At 62.2% G+C, this 12,743-nt stretch carries 35 protein-coding genes; all 35 read right to left on the bottom strand.

Annotated elements, in window-relative coordinates:
* Positions 1-19 precede the first annotated feature (19 nt).
* Positions 20-400, bottom strand: a complete 381-nt coding sequence (locus tag ABEA23_RS04270) for a hypothetical protein (RefSeq protein ID WP_345476831.1) — start codon at positions 398-400, stop codon at positions 20-22.
* Entirely contained in the window at positions 397-888 is a 492-nt protein-coding gene (locus ABEA23_RS04265; protein WP_345476830.1) for a hypothetical protein, read from the bottom strand. Before ABEA23_RS04265 ends, ABEA23_RS04270 begins: the two co-directional genes overlap by 4 nt.
* The gene (locus ABEA23_RS04260) at positions 888-1,295 is read right to left on the bottom strand and encodes a DUF7736 domain-containing protein (RefSeq protein WP_345476829.1); all 408 of its coding nucleotides are present in this window, start codon (positions 1,293-1,295) and stop codon (positions 888-890) included. Before ABEA23_RS04260 ends, ABEA23_RS04265 begins: the two co-directional genes overlap by 1 nt.
* A 3-nt stretch (positions 1,296-1,298) precedes the next feature.
* On the bottom strand, positions 1,299-1,694 hold the full coding sequence (locus tag ABEA23_RS04255; RefSeq protein WP_345476828.1) for a beta-sandwich lipoprotein: 396 nt from the start codon (positions 1,692-1,694) through the stop codon (positions 1,299-1,301).
* A 76-nt stretch (positions 1,695-1,770) separates the two neighbouring features.
* Positions 1,771-1,905: a hypothetical protein gene (locus ABEA23_RS04250; protein WP_345476827.1), complete on the bottom strand. Its 135-nt coding sequence runs from the start codon at positions 1,903-1,905 to the stop codon at positions 1,771-1,773.
* Positions 1,902-2,186: a hypothetical protein gene (locus ABEA23_RS04245; protein WP_345476826.1), complete on the bottom strand. Its 285-nt coding sequence runs from the start codon at positions 2,184-2,186 to the stop codon at positions 1,902-1,904. Before ABEA23_RS04245 ends, ABEA23_RS04250 begins: the two co-directional genes overlap by 4 nt.
* A gap of 10 nt (positions 2,187-2,196) precedes the next feature.
* A complete protein-coding gene (locus ABEA23_RS04240) occupies positions 2,197-2,499 on the bottom strand; it encodes a hypothetical protein (RefSeq protein WP_345476825.1) in 303 nt (100 codons plus the stop codon).
* Positions 2,492-2,749, bottom strand: coding sequence for a hypothetical protein (locus ABEA23_RS04235; RefSeq protein WP_345476824.1), 258 nt, complete (start codon positions 2,747-2,749; stop codon positions 2,492-2,494). The genes ABEA23_RS04240 and ABEA23_RS04235 overlap by 8 nt, the downstream gene beginning before the upstream one ends.
* Entirely contained in the window at positions 2,749-3,117 is a 369-nt protein-coding gene (locus tag ABEA23_RS04230; RefSeq protein ID WP_345476823.1) for a hypothetical protein, read from the bottom strand. Before ABEA23_RS04230 ends, ABEA23_RS04235 begins: the two co-directional genes overlap by 1 nt.
* A complete protein-coding gene (locus ABEA23_RS04225; protein ID WP_345476822.1) occupies positions 3,114-3,536 on the bottom strand; it encodes a hypothetical protein in 423 nt (140 codons plus the stop codon). Before ABEA23_RS04225 ends, ABEA23_RS04230 begins: the two co-directional genes overlap by 4 nt.
* Entirely contained in the window at positions 3,529-3,744 is a 216-nt protein-coding gene (locus tag ABEA23_RS04220; RefSeq protein ID WP_345476821.1) for a hypothetical protein, read from the bottom strand. The genes ABEA23_RS04225 and ABEA23_RS04220 overlap by 8 nt, the downstream gene beginning before the upstream one ends.
* A 180-nt stretch (positions 3,745-3,924) precedes the next feature.
* Positions 3,925-4,224 carry a hypothetical protein gene (locus tag ABEA23_RS04215; RefSeq protein WP_345476820.1) on the bottom strand — a complete coding sequence of 100 codons (300 nt, stop codon included), beginning with the start codon at positions 4,222-4,224 and terminating at the stop codon, positions 3,925-3,927.
* Positions 4,224-4,472 (bottom strand): hypothetical protein, encoded by a 249-nt coding sequence (locus ABEA23_RS04210; RefSeq protein WP_345476819.1) that lies wholly within the window; start codon positions 4,470-4,472, stop codon positions 4,224-4,226. The genes ABEA23_RS04215 and ABEA23_RS04210 overlap by 1 nt, the downstream gene beginning before the upstream one ends.
* On the bottom strand, positions 4,459-4,974 hold the full coding sequence (locus ABEA23_RS04205; RefSeq protein ID WP_345476818.1) for a hypothetical protein: 516 nt from the start codon (positions 4,972-4,974) through the stop codon (positions 4,459-4,461). The genes ABEA23_RS04210 and ABEA23_RS04205 overlap by 14 nt, the downstream gene beginning before the upstream one ends.
* A complete protein-coding gene (locus ABEA23_RS14220) occupies positions 4,971-5,165 on the bottom strand; it encodes a zinc finger domain-containing protein (protein WP_425577113.1) in 195 nt (64 codons plus the stop codon). Before ABEA23_RS14220 ends, ABEA23_RS04205 begins: the two co-directional genes overlap by 4 nt.
* The gene (locus ABEA23_RS04200; RefSeq protein WP_345476817.1) at positions 5,146-5,427 is read right to left on the bottom strand and encodes a hypothetical protein; all 282 of its coding nucleotides are present in this window, start codon (positions 5,425-5,427) and stop codon (positions 5,146-5,148) included. Before ABEA23_RS04200 ends, ABEA23_RS14220 begins: the two co-directional genes overlap by 20 nt.
* Positions 5,424-5,810: a hypothetical protein gene (locus ABEA23_RS04195; RefSeq protein WP_345476816.1), complete on the bottom strand. Its 387-nt coding sequence runs from the start codon at positions 5,808-5,810 to the stop codon at positions 5,424-5,426. Before ABEA23_RS04195 ends, ABEA23_RS04200 begins: the two co-directional genes overlap by 4 nt.
* Complete coding sequence (locus ABEA23_RS04190; protein ID WP_345476815.1) at positions 5,794-6,072, bottom strand: hypothetical protein; 279 nt, start codon at positions 6,070-6,072, stop codon at positions 5,794-5,796. The genes ABEA23_RS04195 and ABEA23_RS04190 overlap by 17 nt, the downstream gene beginning before the upstream one ends.
* Complete coding sequence (locus tag ABEA23_RS04185) at positions 6,069-6,590, bottom strand: hypothetical protein (RefSeq protein WP_345476814.1); 522 nt, start codon at positions 6,588-6,590, stop codon at positions 6,069-6,071. The genes ABEA23_RS04190 and ABEA23_RS04185 overlap by 4 nt, the downstream gene beginning before the upstream one ends.
* Positions 6,583-7,224: a hypothetical protein gene (locus ABEA23_RS04180; protein ID WP_345476813.1), complete on the bottom strand. Its 642-nt coding sequence runs from the start codon at positions 7,222-7,224 to the stop codon at positions 6,583-6,585. The genes ABEA23_RS04185 and ABEA23_RS04180 overlap by 8 nt, the downstream gene beginning before the upstream one ends.
* Positions 7,225-7,318: 94 nt before the next feature.
* Entirely contained in the window at positions 7,319-7,633 is a 315-nt protein-coding gene (locus tag ABEA23_RS14215) for a DUF4326 domain-containing protein (RefSeq protein ID WP_425577112.1), read from the bottom strand.
* A gap of 67 nt (positions 7,634-7,700) precedes the next feature.
* The gene (locus ABEA23_RS04175; protein WP_345476812.1) at positions 7,701-7,889 is read right to left on the bottom strand and encodes a hypothetical protein; all 189 of its coding nucleotides are present in this window, start codon (positions 7,887-7,889) and stop codon (positions 7,701-7,703) included.
* Complete coding sequence (locus tag ABEA23_RS04170) at positions 7,882-8,118, bottom strand: hypothetical protein (protein WP_345476811.1); 237 nt, start codon at positions 8,116-8,118, stop codon at positions 7,882-7,884. The genes ABEA23_RS04175 and ABEA23_RS04170 overlap by 8 nt, the downstream gene beginning before the upstream one ends.
* Positions 8,111-8,359 carry a hypothetical protein gene (locus tag ABEA23_RS04165; protein ID WP_345476810.1) on the bottom strand — a complete coding sequence of 83 codons (249 nt, stop codon included), beginning with the start codon at positions 8,357-8,359 and terminating at the stop codon, positions 8,111-8,113. The genes ABEA23_RS04170 and ABEA23_RS04165 overlap by 8 nt, the downstream gene beginning before the upstream one ends.
* Positions 8,360-8,369: 10 nt before the next feature.
* On the bottom strand, positions 8,370-8,594 hold the full coding sequence (locus tag ABEA23_RS04160; protein WP_345476809.1) for a hypothetical protein: 225 nt from the start codon (positions 8,592-8,594) through the stop codon (positions 8,370-8,372).
* Positions 8,591-8,839 carry a hypothetical protein gene (locus ABEA23_RS04155; RefSeq protein WP_345476807.1) on the bottom strand — a complete coding sequence of 83 codons (249 nt, stop codon included), beginning with the start codon at positions 8,837-8,839 and terminating at the stop codon, positions 8,591-8,593. Before ABEA23_RS04155 ends, ABEA23_RS04160 begins: the two co-directional genes overlap by 4 nt.
* Positions 8,832-9,263 carry a hypothetical protein gene (locus ABEA23_RS04150; RefSeq protein WP_345476806.1) on the bottom strand — a complete coding sequence of 144 codons (432 nt, stop codon included), beginning with the start codon at positions 9,261-9,263 and terminating at the stop codon, positions 8,832-8,834. The genes ABEA23_RS04155 and ABEA23_RS04150 overlap by 8 nt, the downstream gene beginning before the upstream one ends.
* Positions 9,256-9,528: a hypothetical protein gene (locus ABEA23_RS04145; protein WP_345476805.1), complete on the bottom strand. Its 273-nt coding sequence runs from the start codon at positions 9,526-9,528 to the stop codon at positions 9,256-9,258. The genes ABEA23_RS04150 and ABEA23_RS04145 overlap by 8 nt, the downstream gene beginning before the upstream one ends.
* Complete coding sequence (locus ABEA23_RS04140; RefSeq protein WP_345476804.1) at positions 9,528-10,007, bottom strand: hypothetical protein; 480 nt, start codon at positions 10,005-10,007, stop codon at positions 9,528-9,530. Before ABEA23_RS04140 ends, ABEA23_RS04145 begins: the two co-directional genes overlap by 1 nt.
* Positions 10,004-10,537, bottom strand: a complete 534-nt coding sequence (locus ABEA23_RS14210) for a DNA translocase FtsK (protein WP_425577111.1) — start codon at positions 10,535-10,537, stop codon at positions 10,004-10,006. The genes ABEA23_RS04140 and ABEA23_RS14210 overlap by 4 nt, the downstream gene beginning before the upstream one ends.
* Before the next feature lie 47 nt (positions 10,538-10,584).
* Positions 10,585-10,707: a hypothetical protein gene (locus ABEA23_RS04130; RefSeq protein ID WP_345476803.1), complete on the bottom strand. Its 123-nt coding sequence runs from the start codon at positions 10,705-10,707 to the stop codon at positions 10,585-10,587.
* Complete coding sequence (locus ABEA23_RS04125; protein ID WP_345476802.1) at positions 10,704-11,573, bottom strand: hypothetical protein; 870 nt, start codon at positions 11,571-11,573, stop codon at positions 10,704-10,706. The genes ABEA23_RS04130 and ABEA23_RS04125 overlap by 4 nt, the downstream gene beginning before the upstream one ends.
* Positions 11,566-12,099, bottom strand: coding sequence for a hypothetical protein (locus ABEA23_RS04120; protein ID WP_345476801.1), 534 nt, complete (start codon positions 12,097-12,099; stop codon positions 11,566-11,568). Before ABEA23_RS04120 ends, ABEA23_RS04125 begins: the two co-directional genes overlap by 8 nt.
* A 61-nt stretch (positions 12,100-12,160) precedes the next feature.
* Entirely contained in the window at positions 12,161-12,496 is a 336-nt protein-coding gene (locus tag ABEA23_RS04115; RefSeq protein ID WP_345476800.1) for a hypothetical protein, read from the bottom strand.
* Positions 12,497-12,506: 10 nt separating this feature from the next.
* Positions 12,507-12,743: hypothetical protein (locus ABEA23_RS04110; RefSeq protein WP_345476799.1), on the bottom strand; the 237-nt coding region annotated here is incomplete at its 5' end.

The following is a 12,743-nucleotide window of genomic DNA, read 5'->3' as shown; positions in this document are numbered from 1 at the left end:
GGCGGGATGGGGAGGGTAGCTAGAAAAGTGCGGCCTGCTCCACCTGTGCGGTCTCCGGAACCTCTGGCGCGCGGCTTCCCCGATCCCCGTAGTCCTCAGGGCCCAGTGTCCATCCCTGGCCTCTCCAGTCCAGCACGGTGGTGTGCAGACAGTCCGGACACCGGGAGGCGAATAGTCGCCGTGGCCGCGCCTTGTGGCGCCCCAGGGGTGAGTGCCGTAGACGTTTCCCCTTGGAGAAGAACACTCCCACCTTGTGGAGCGTTGGTGTCAGAGAACCGCACTCATGGCAGGCAAGGAAGTCATCGACGTGGAAGCTCAACGATGTCCTGAAGCTCCGCCAGTGTCGTCCCCAGTCGATGGGGTATCCGTCCCAGAACAGCGGCAAACCCGGGCGGCTCATCCGCGCATTACTTCTGGGACTGGGTGCCCTTCTCCCCCGGGCTGGCAGTAAGACTGATGCCGCCGTGGCAGTGAGCAGTCCGGGATGTGCCCGCCATACTCCTCACCCTCTGGCCGCATCCCATAGGAGGGGCTGCCGCACTTCTGACACTGACCCAAGTCCTCATTGGGTCCCTGCGGCCCACGGTGCGGCCCGTCTGGGCAGACCGTGCCAGGCGGCAGAGGGTTGAACAAGTGGTGTGGCTCCTGTGGGTCCAGATCGTCGGGCGGCTCCGCTGAGAGCTGGAGGCCGACGACGACGGGCCATGCCCGTGGAATCTTCGGGGGCACCCACTCAGCGGTGAATTCGGTGGCCGGAACCTCCAGCCAGGTGCCATCCTCACGGATAAGGGCTATCCCCGGGGTGATCCCATCAGCACCCATGAAGGTGTTGTTAACACCCAGGACGGTGCGGGTGTGGCCGTCTGGTGTGGTGATCTTCCAGGGCATCAGTCGCCCTTGCCACTGTTGACCAACACGGGGATAACCCGGTCTTTGCCCACCAGTTCCTCTGCCTCCTTGATGGGGTCGCGTCGGGCCCACCCGACGGAGAGGTCTGGGATGGTGTGCTGGTCGCCGTGCTGGGCGCTGATAGCAGCCACCCAGGCCCGCACGCTGGCCTCCTGGGCTTCTCTGGTCATGGAGGGGGCCAGGCGCAGCTCTGGGAGGTCCGTGACCCAGGGGCAGGCCTCCACGATGTGCGGCTCCACATAGGTGCCGGCGCGGGGCAACTGGTGAGTCATCAGGTTGTCATCCAGCAGCCCGTTCAGGGCCTGGTAGACCTCGCCCATGTCGCAGGCTAGGCGTCCGTCTCCCCGGCTGATGACCTGGCCGGTGGTGAGTGTCATTTCAGCCATGGGTCAGTCTCCTGAGGTGTTTTCGAGGTGCGGGATGATCACGGTGGGCTTATAGGTGACCTTGTAGTGGTCTGCGCTCACGTTGGAGGCGTCCACCTGCTCCACGAAATAGGTCACGTTGTCAGAGAGTCCCAGGTGGTGACGCTTGTAACCGTCCTCGTGCTTGCAAGTCACGGTCACCTGGGGAGTCTTGCTGTCGCCGGATCGTTCGATCTGGCAGTAGCCTTCTACGCTCAGCAGGTACTCGTCCGTGATCCCATTGACGAAAACAACCTGCCTCGCCACGTTGAAGTTGTTGGCTTCTTTCGAGATGTTGCGGTTGGCTACGTCCGCGTCGTCGCAGGCGGTGAGGGCCAGCCCTGCGGCAAGCAGGAGGCCGGCCAGTGCGGTCTTTCTCATGGTTCTCCTTGGTGGTTGAGCGTTGGCTTAGTCAGTGTCCCCGGGCTGGTCGGGGCCCGGGGGGATGGGGTGCTTGTCAGCTCCTCCGTTCGTATTCGTCAATCAGTTTTGTGGCGTAGTCGGAGCCGTCTGGGTGGCGTTCCATTTCTTCGTCTATGGCGTCTTCAAGCTCTCGGGCACTCATCAGGCTGGGGTTGGGCTTGTTCTTCATTCCTGCTCCCCCGTCTCCTGGTAGGGGTTGGCACTTCTCCAGACCCGGTAGTAGCGCGGGTCGATGCCTATGCCGTGACTGGACTTCACGCGCTCGACGCATTCGTTCCAGGCTTCAGCTTTGGCTTTGCGGATAAGCTCAGCTACTTCCGGGGTTGCAGGGTCTAGATAGCCGTCCACGCGGGACAGGTTCAGCATCCAGGCGTCCCCGGGCTTTAGGGTTAGATCCGTGTTCTCGACGTGAAGAAATGAGCCCTTGATCCTCATTTTCGTTTCCGTCACGGGCAGCTGCTTACTCATCATTGTTTCCCTTCTCAATCTGGTCGGCTTCATTGAGCATGTCTTCCGCTGCCACAGCCTGTATTTTGTAGCCCAGCGCGTCCGGGATAGTGATTGCGTACTTCTCCACCGCTTCTCGCAGCGCCTCGGCTTTGGCTTTCGTGGTCACGTGGGTCAGGTAGTTGCGGTGTAGCTCGTCACCGTCCATGGTGCTGATCTCTGGGATGTGCATTCGACGGGACCACTGCCATTCGTCCAGGGCGGTCTTCACGTCCTCATCGGTCGGCGTGTACTGGGCAGATAGCTGATCACTCATAGCTCAGCCCTCTGTTCTCCAGGTAGGCGCGTGCTTGGAGAGGGGAGTCACCTGGGTTGTTCTTAGCGATGATTTGCCTGGCATGATCCGCGCTGTAGATGACGCCACGGGTACAGGGAGAGGACATGATCACTCGGTCAGGGTGCTCCGTGGTGGGCCGCGGTAGTTCGCGGATGTAGAAGCCGCTCTCACCTGATTTCGAGGTATTGAAGGTGGGTTCCTTGTGGTGGAATCCGATCATGTTCACCATCAGGTGTATACCTCCAGGATCGACTCAACGGTCGGGCAGGGGTAGGGGATACCGTCACCGTAGGCGCTCATGCAAGCTGAGCAGTCGTCGTACTCATCCCGCTTGTGCAGCTCCAGTAACTTCAGGAGGGCGGTGGTGGCTTTCTCCCAGCGGATGCTGGCCTGCTCTGCGAAGATGCCCATCCCGTCAGGCAGACCGTAGGCGAGGGTTTCACCGCGGTGATCCATGAGGATGGACTCTGCATAGTCACCATTCTGGTTCTGCCCGCCCCATGGCTGGAACGTCAGCGGGAAATCGTAGTGCTCGGTGGCGGCCTGGATGGTGTTCTTGTCGGCCTCCAGGCGGACGCGCAGGTCGTCGGTGCTCATGCGGTAGCCCCCTCGATAGCGTCGCGGATGTCGGCGATGATGCGTCGATGTGTCCCGACGGTGGACCATGCGCGGCTTGGGTTTACGTCTCGCCTCTTGCTGACGGCGTCATTTATCGCGTCGTAATCGGAAACGGCCTGGGCTTCTAGCTGTTCCAGTTTCGCCAGCACGGCTTGTACTTGTGCGTTGCGCTGGGGCAGGTCGTTCCAGGAGTGGGCCAGGCGCTCCGCGTCGGGGCGGCTCATGCCGTCAGCGACCACATGTGAGAAGAGCAACAACTCTTCAAACTCGTCGTCGGGCTCATACGCCATGACACCGTGCTCCCCGGTCTCCGGCATGGCATCAACATAAAGATGCAAGTCTGTGGCGGCGTCGATGATGCGGCGTTCAGCCTTCAGCTGCTCTGTCAGGTCAGTCATCGGTTCTCCATTCGGTGATGGGGGTCAGGTAGGCGGGCTGGATGTGGCCGGCGCAGACTGGGTAGGCGGGTCCGTCGCCGTCCCAGGGGCGCATGATGGCCACGGCGGGCTTCTCACAGGGGGCGTGCTCTCCGTCCTCTATGACTCCCTGGTGGCACCCCCAGTCGATGCGCAGAGCCTTGACCAGGACCTCAGTCAGCTCAGTCATCAGATGTTCACTCCGTTTCGGCGTAGCTGCCAGATGCAGTCCTCGCAGGTGGTGGTGTCATGGTTGGTGGTGAATCTTGTGTCGGCGTACTGGCCGGCGGACACGTCCCATGCGACTGAGCGGGGCACGGTTTCATCACAGGCGGCGTTGGTACTCCCGTACGGTGCGAAGTGCCGGCGCTCAGGCACGGTCGGCCTCCTTTGTTGGGTGGATGATGGTGAAGTCGCCGTCCAGGATCTGAGCGAGCTCGAAAGATGAGACGCAGTTGTCGTCTCCGTAGGCGCGGTACCAGTAGGGATCCCCGTACCCAGTGATGCCGTAGGTCTTGCCCTGCTGCCAGGCGTGGCCGTTGCTGTCGAGGATCACAGCGCCAGGAGGCAGCTTGTCGAGTTGCATCTGCGCTTTAGCGAGCTTCGGCGGAAGCGAGGATCGCAGAGCACTTTTCTTCTCGCTCGCGGTGAGCGCTGGAGTCCACGACATCACTCCTCCAGGTAGAACCCAGCGGCACGGAACGCGGCACACATGTGGTCCCGCAGCTCCTGCTTCTGGTGGTCGCTCAGGTTGTCCCAGTGGGGGGCTAGGAAGTGCCTGATGCTCTGCCAGTGCGCCTCCGTTGCCTGCTCTACTTGCTCAGCGTTGATGGTCCCCTTGCGGACATGGGCTGCACGCTCAACCGGCCATCGGTACAGCTCGGCGGCTTCGGCCTGTAGCTGTTCAAGCGTTGCCATGGGTGTCTCCTTCGGGTGCGTCGTAGAGCACCGTGAACGGCGCCAGGAATTTGGGGAGGCCGTCACTGCTGACCCCGGTGAGCCTTAGGTGTAGGTGCCCGGCGTGAACTTCTCGGACTACCCCGTCGCGGTCGCGCACCACTGATCCGGGGGTCAGCCCTGCAATGGTGTCCACCTGCCGGGGGACGCGGGTCTTGGCGTCCCCTTCGGTCAGGCCCAGACGGGCGCGGAGCTGACCTTGGATTTCCTGCTCCATGTTCGGCATGGCCTTGGTCCGCTTCGGCTCGGCGGTCATCTCGTACGTGTGGAGAAGGTCCAGGGTGGCGATGAGGTTGGCGGTGCGCTGCTCATAGGCGACGGCGAGGGTGGCCTGCGCCTGTGAGTCCAGGACCACGGCGAGCATTGTCGCGTCCGTCTCCCCTTCTCTGGCGATCCATTCTCGGAGGTCTCCGGTAGTGAACTCAGCATCCTTGGCGTGTGGGTTTCCGGGGAGGGTGTTCATGGTGTTCTCCTGGGGTCTTTCTGGCCTTCTTCGTGTCCGGCTGCCCATGCTTGAATGACGGGCCGGACCCGGGGCTGGTGGATGCTGGTGGCGATGCCGCCGGTGCGTGTGCGGCATTTCTGGCCGGGCCATGCGCCGCACCGTGGGCACCGGTTGTGTTCTAGGGCGATTTCACCGGGGGTCTGGCTCATGCGCCCTCCTTGGGGTGACGGTGATGGTGACCTCGAAGTCGCCAGCTAGCCCTTCCAGTGATTCCTGGAGCCTGTCCCAGGCCTCGTGTTCGGTGCGGAGCATCAGGCAGCCGCCCACGCCTCCGCATTTGTTCGTGTCTGGGTGGACTGATTCATGGCCGACGATCAGGTCTAGGAGGTTCTTTAGGCCATGGGTGAGAGTGGCGCTGGCGTTTCTGGCTTGGTACTGCTGGGCACCCTTCGCCTGTGAGGTGGTGGTCATACGTTCACCCTTCCGTGGTCTGAGCGGGTGCAGCCGCGGCGCTGGCATTCTGGGCATCGGCTGATGTCGCCGTAGTCGTCATCAAAGTGGTCGGCGGTGTCGCCGTCTGTGGCGTCGCTGCTCCAACTGACTTTGCAGCGTTGACACCGGAAGCTGTCCCCGTCGTGGCTGACCTCTTCCCAGCAGCCCGTGCAGGTTGGGTAGTTCCAGCTCAGTGTTGGCAGGGCGGTGCGACCCTCGGCCTCACGGCGCCGTTTGGAGCAGTGGCACAGCAGGAATCCCTCCGATGTGGAGTGCTCACAGTCCTGGTCGTGCAGGCCCTTGGCCACCTCGGCGTCATGTTCGGCGCGGACGCGCTCCAAGAAGTCATTCATGGTGACCATGGGGCACCTCCGTGGGGGTGGTTGCGTATGCTTCAGCACGCAGAAAGGGGGTGCCTTCGTTGATGGCCCCTTCTACTTTGCCGCGGTGAACCCGGAGGGTGGAGAGTTCGACTGTGGCACCTCGCCGGTGAGCGCACAGCAGGACATCGGTGACGAGTCGGCCTAAAGTGTGTGCCTCAGCCTCGGGGGTTTCGAGGTCACGGGCATTCCTGGTAACACTGACAATCTGCCAGCCTCCCATTTCCGGGCTCACGCTGGTCATGGGGTGGTTCCTCCGTGATTTGGGTCGATACCTAGGAGTCGTTTCTTGTAGTCCTCCGGGATGTCAGGAACGCACTGGGGCGGCCATCCCGCGCCCGGGGGCTCGTCGCTGTCCCGGATGAGGGTGACCTGTGCAGGGACGCTAGGGAAAGCCGCATAGGCGTCCACCACGAGGTATTCGACCCTTCCCGCTCCGGTTTCCCGGTTGAGGACCATCTGGTGGCTGTTCGCTTTGTCTACCTGCCCGGAATAGGCCAATAGAGAGCCGTCTGTGGGGTAGGTGACGGCGACGAGTTGGCCCTTCTTCAGCTCGGTCCAATGGATGGTCCGGGGAACGGCTGCACCGAGGTCTTTCTCTAGTTGCTTGACGGCGAGGATCAGCCAGTCGGCGTCGTCTGCGAGCTGGTGGAGCAGGCTGGTGGCGTCGTCGGGGAACGCGCTGGTCTCTGCGGGCCTGTAGGTCTTGGCTTCGCGCCACCGGGTTTCGATTTCTTTGAGCTTGCTGCTGAGGTCACTCATTGGTGGCCTCAATCGCGGCCTCGAAGACTTCGCGGAGCACGTCAGCGACGATGTACTGGGCGGGGCTGGTCTCCTCGTCTTTCCCGTAGTCCTGGGCGGCGGTGAGGAGCGCCTGGAGCGGTCCGGGCTTCTGCTCCTCCTGGGCCGGAGCCTGCTGCTGGTCACTGGCCGGGGTGGCTGCGGTGTTCCATTCCGCGTCTCCTGGGCGGGTCAGGAGTGCGATGGTCTCCGCGTCGCCTGCAAGACAGTGGATAGCGGAGTTCCGCAGGAAGTAGTCACCGTCTGCGCCCATCTGGACCCGGCAGATGTTCCAGCGACCCCTATAGCGGACGATGACTTTCATGTCTTCGGTGAGGTCTGAGACCTTCAGGATGGGGAGGTTGCGGGTTCTCTGGAGGCGAAGCTCGTCATCTAGTGCCCTGATCTTGTTGTGAAGCTCAGCTACTAGGTTCTCGATTGCGTTGGATGCGTCGATGATGTCTGCGGTGGCACGTTCGTAGGCCTGGTTAATGTCAACTACGGGGACATCTCCGCGTAGGGAGCCTTGGGTGATGGCCTGCTGGGCGAGGTGCGCGGATTCTTGGCGGCGCCCTGATTCGAGCAGTTTTAGGGTCAGGTCACTGATGTTAGACATGGCGGTCTTTCGTTGTGGTGGTTGAGTGGCGCTTTGGTGTAGGGGCTGGCAACCCCTTGCGCTAATCCAATATTAGCGCGTACATGGCGGGAGGTCAACCATTAGCCACCTCCAACAACACATCCGCATGACACGGCAACCCCGGCCCACACCAACACGCCAAATCCCTCCCCCGCAACGGCCCCAAAACCCCAGGATCAGCCGCCAACCACCACTCCAGCGTCCACTCCCGGAACATCTCCGCGGCCACCCGGTGAGCCTCCTCCTGCGACTCACAAGACCGCTCAAAATGCCCCGTCTCACTGTTCTCAACATCCCACCGCCACCGGGCAGGCTGACCACCCACAGGCCGGTTCTCCAGCCGCCGGCGAATCACCCACGGGTTACCCCACCGACTAGTCCGGTCCACGATCACCGCACCCTCAGGCAACCGCCACCCACGTTCACGCTTTCGCTGCACCCGCACAGGTGCCCGCTCATCGGACAAAGGTGATCACCCCAATGACCAGGCCAGCGACCACCGCACCCTGGATAGCCCGGCTCACGAAGGTCTCCCCCAAGGTCTTCCGGGCGACATGCAGCAGCAGGAACATGCCCGTGAAGCAGACGAAGTAGACAAGCCCAAACTTCACACCAGCTTCAAGCGCCTCCAACAGATCACCCACGGGGCTCCCCCCGTCTCGGGAGAGCGATGAGAAGGGCCCCGGTGAGGCTGATCACCGCGCACATGACGATGCTGTGGGGCGCCACCCAGGCCGTGGCGACCTCCCACGTCACAATGACCAGCATGTGAGCGGTGAGAATCCCCCACGCCAGCAGGATCACCCAGGCGATGGTCTTGCCATGCCGTAGGGCCCTCTCCAGGGGCAGCTCATGGGTTCGTGGCTTAGTCATTGCTGTCCTCCAGGGTGACCTCAACCGTGTGCTCTACGTAGTCGATTTGGACATCTCGGGTCTTGACGCGCTGGGACTCGATGACCTTGCCGTCTCTGATGATGTCCACCAGGTGGACGTTCAGCCATTCCAGCCGGAGAGATTCATCGGTGACTAGGTTCTCGTACGTGTCCGCGTCGGCTTCCACTTCCACACCTAGGCAGTGGTAGACAGCGGCGTCGGTGGTGATCTTGTATGCCATGGGGGTCTCCTTAGTGGGCGAGGGCGAAGTCAGACTGGCGGCGGCGGAAGGGGTTCCAGTTAGGGCTTTTGGCGCGGCGGTTTGCGTCCCGGTCGGCTGCTGAGAGCCGGTCTGCTTCGGCTATGGCTTTGTCCCATTCCCGGGCTGGGAAGGTCTTGACTCGTTGGCCTGATGGGCGGCGCACATCCCACCAGGAGCCGTTGCGGGTGACGGTGTAGTTCGTGTTGCGGCTCATGTTCCGGTTTGCCCTCCGGTGAGTTGGTTGACGTAGGCGTAGTAGGCGGTGCGCGCCTTGTGGGTCTTGTGACCCAGAGTCCTGGCTTCTTGCTCTGCGGCGCGGGCTTCAGGGGATTCCCTGGGTAGGTCGCAGGTCATGCCCCGGTGGAGGGCATCAGCTTGGGCGGCGTTGACGTGGGCCACGTGTAGGGCGTTCATCTTCTCGCCCTGCGCCTTCGTCAGGAGCGGGGCTGCGTCAGTCATTGCTGGTCTCCTTGGGTACGTCCAGTAGTTTCTTCCAGCGCAGAGAATCAGCACGAGCCGTAATGAGGGATCGGGCGATTCGGGTTTCTAGCTGGTTGCCGAAGCTCTCGTATGCGGATGCCACGGTGAGCAGCACAGGAAGGTCAGGGTCCTCGGGGCCGAGCGTCTCGGTCAGGCGGAACCGATGCTCGCCCGACTTCTTGTTGTGGAAGGCCCAGCGCTCTAACCGAGTCATGACCTGCTGCAGCTCAAGGTGTTCATGGAGCACCTCTTGGAGCAGGGAGTGCAGTTCTGGGTGCGTTTCGCTTAGTTCTTCGTTGATGCGCTTCCATGCTTCTGCCCGGCGTTCTTTGATTTCTTTCAGCAGGCGTTTGTAGGAGGCGAGTTCACTGCTGGTCGCGTAGTCCGGTTCGGCGTCAGTCATCGGTGGCCTCCTTGTAGGTGTACGGGTGGGCTCTGCGGTCGTCCAGGTTCTGAAGCTCCTCGATGGTGAGCGGCCAGTTCGCTGGGCGGTGCAGGGTGATCCAGTTATGGCGTTCCAGGTGCCGGCGGCAGACTCGGAAGATCAGGACGGTGCCGCGCTGGGTTCGCGGGACAAAGTCGTCCTTTGCGTGGATGGTGGCTACCGCCGTGTTGTTGCAGTCTGGGGCGGTGCAGGTGTCCCACTTGGCGCGCTGGGAGAACAGCATCAGGTGCCGTCCCCGAAGAGTTCGGCGTGCTTGGTGTCGCGGAGCTGTTCGGCGTATTCGGTAGCCAGGTAGCGCGCGCAGCGCAGGGCATACCGCCAGGTAGCGACAGTGGACATTTCCTTGCCCCTGTGGTCGTAGATGCCCCACCGGCCCGCTGGGGTTTTCCTGACCTCGTACCGGCCCGGGAGGGGGCGTGTCTGGGCGACGCAGTAGTAGCCGAATACGCCGGTGGCTGGGTCTGGTGCGGTGATCCGTGTGCGGGGGTTCATCCAGTCCACTTCCCGCCGGTACTTAGCTGCTCTGCGCGTCGCGGCGCGGACGGTGGCCCACACATCTCTTAGCGCTTCACCGTGCAGGGGGTCGCTTTCCATGAGGAATTCGGCGTAGGTCTGCTGTGGGGGCTCGGTCGGGAACACCGGGCCTAGGTCCGTGAAGCTGTCCATGTGCGTGATCAATGGCGGAAATTCTGCGCGGCTCATCGGGCGCCCCAGAGGATCGTGAAGGGGTGCGCGTCGGGTTCGTCTTTGTCGCACCGGGTGATCATTGGGTCGCCGTCAGATTCTGGGCCAACGTAGGGCTTGCACCAGACGTGTTCGATGTCATCCACCCACAGGTTGGGGTCTTCAGGGGCGTCGCCGCCAATCTCCCGGTCGTAGCGTTCAATCTCGGCGGAGAACTTGGCTTTGTCCTGGTGCCCGTACCCGGAGATGTAGGCGTTCTCGTCTTCTACGAACGGGAAGGGCGCCACCCCGTCCTCTATGACGACGTTCTGCCAGTCGTCGGGGTTGATCCTGGTGGCGGGCGGGACTTTTTCCAAGCGCACGTCACGGGCTTTGGAGCCTTCGGCTGGGCCGACGATGCCGCTGGTCTCCATGCGGTTCATGAGCTGCTGAGCTTGAGCAAAGCCGATTTTGAGGCGGCGCACCAGCATGGAGACTGAGCCGAACTGGGTAGAGACCACGAGTTCCACGGCCTGCTGGTAAAGCGTCTCGGTGTCGGTGGTGGTCACTGGGGGTCTCCGTTCTGTGGGCGTGAGGGCTTTTTTGGGTCCGCGCATTAGGCCACCAGTTGCAGGAGCGCCACGGTGATGAGGGCGATGATGAACCCGGCGAGGGTGGCGAAGATCAGGAGGCAGCAGGCTAGGGCTTGCCGGTCGCTGTTGGGGGTGTAGGGGTTCACTGGGTGGCCTCCTGGGTGCCGGGCAGGTGGAGGACGTTGAGGGGGCCACCACCCGCGCGGTTGCGTCTGTCCATAAGCGCGTCATGGACGGCACCGTCAGCGAACTGGTCAAGCAGTTCACTGTTCAACTCGGGAAAGATGACCTGCTCGTTTTCGTTGCAGAAGTACGCCTTCATGGCCTCCACCGCGTCGCGTGCGCCACGCTCAAAGTCGTCCGGTTCGGTGGGCAGTTCGGGTGTTGGTTCGGGTTCCGGGGCGTCAGCCAGCAGGACGGTCTCATGGGTGGGCATGTAGCCTTTTTCGCCGATCACGAGCGTGTTGGCGAAGTAGGAGGAGGCCCGGACTTCCCCCACACGCCATTGGTCCGATCCCTCTGGCTTGACGGCGGCCCACTGGCCTTCGCGCAGCTCGTCGGCGGTGATCACGCGGGGCACGTTGACGTTGAGTGCGCAGTTCACACAGCCGGAATTCTCATGCCACAAGGTCAGCTTCGCCAGCATCGCGTTGAGCAGGCTGTCGTCAGCGTCGTAGCACTCTTTGAAGAACGGGTGATCCGCGATTTCACGCCAGGCTCTGATGACCTTCTGGTCAGACATCTCCTGGGCTGGGTCTTTGGGGGCTTCTGCCGTGGGCTCACTGGCCGTCAGGATGTCCGGCACCCGAAGGATAGAAGTGCTCTTGCCGCGGTCCTCATCTTCCCGATATGTGATGACGTTAGTGGCGGCCTTCAAAGTCTCGTGCTGGCTGCCCTTCGCTGCGAGAGTTGCCGCCGTTTCCGCGCGGAAGCCCTCCAGCTTGTCCGGGAAGACCTCCACAAGGTGCTGGCGGGTCACTGTGCTGGTGGTTTCAACGAGGAACTTAGGCATTGTCGGCCTCCTCCTCAGTGGAGTTGGCCAGGTGCGCCTGACGGTGCTTCAGAAAAGCCTCAGCCCGCTGGTGCCTGCCCTCGTCGCGCATCCGGTGAATCGCCAGATCAAAATGCGCCTGCCCAGACTCAGCGGCGAACTTCTTCTGATCCTCCGTAAGCTCCGGGGAATCCTCAGGGTCAATGAGATTTTCCTTCAGCGAACCCTGGGGGCCGTCCAAGCTGGCCGCAGCCCGCCGGGCCCAGTCCAGAAGCCACTCCCGGAACTGGGTCACCCCCTCCATCGCGGACTCATGATCAACCCGCACCAGGGTCTGCACAGCATCAGAGGACGACGGGCCCGGAGTCAACACACGGGCCAAGTCATACTGAGCCCGCAACAGTGCCGCCTCCTGGACACGCTCCAGCAGCAAATTCAGAACCTGCTCGAACTTCTCCGCAGACAACGGCTCAGCAGGCTCAAAAGACTCAGAAGAGTCCAGGGGGCGCTCCGCCTCATCCTGGATATGGGTATGGGTATCAGGCATTACGGTCTCCAAAAAACGTTGGTGGTTGAGTGGTTCAGCCCTTGGCGGGGGCCGGTACGTCCTAGCTTACAAGCTTGACGCGCATATTGCGCTGCTTATCGGCATAAAATTCTGCGACTTCTCGCGCAAGCTCCTCACGCCGCTCCTCCCCGGTATCCGGAGTCTCAAAAAAGGCCCCATGAATGGCTTCAATCCGGGCAAGAACCTTCTCCCGCGTGATCGGCTCATCCAGAATCGCACGCAAGCTTTCCCGTATCGCCGCTATATCCCTCTCTCGCGCCACAACACGCGCCCGGTAGTGGTTCACTTCCTGGATGTGGCGTTCGCGGGCGAGAGCGGCGCTGGCGGCTTTCTCTGGGGTTTCTGGCTTGTCTCCTCGGTAGTTGTATCCGGGCATTGTGGTTTGCCTATGTGTTGTCTGGGTTGGTGGTGATGGTGATGTAGGGGCGGTTGTCGATTTTGGTGCGGATGTTGGGGTGGAGTCTTTGGTAGGCGGTGGTGGGGATGGTGTCGGGGAAGTCGTCTAGTTTCCAGCATTCGGGGCAGTTTTGGGCGAGTCTGCCGGCTTTTTTGTGTTCGGGGATTGGGCAGGGCTGGGGTGTGGGCTTGCTGGTGGGGGTGTTGGGGTCGGTTTGGGTGGTGTG

The organism is Nesterenkonia rhizosphaerae (genome assembly GCF_039544555.1).
GTDB classification, from domain to species: domain Bacteria; phylum Actinomycetota; class Actinomycetes; order Actinomycetales; family Micrococcaceae; genus Nesterenkonia; species Nesterenkonia rhizosphaerae.
This window is presented reverse-complemented; position numbering and strand designations above follow the sequence as displayed.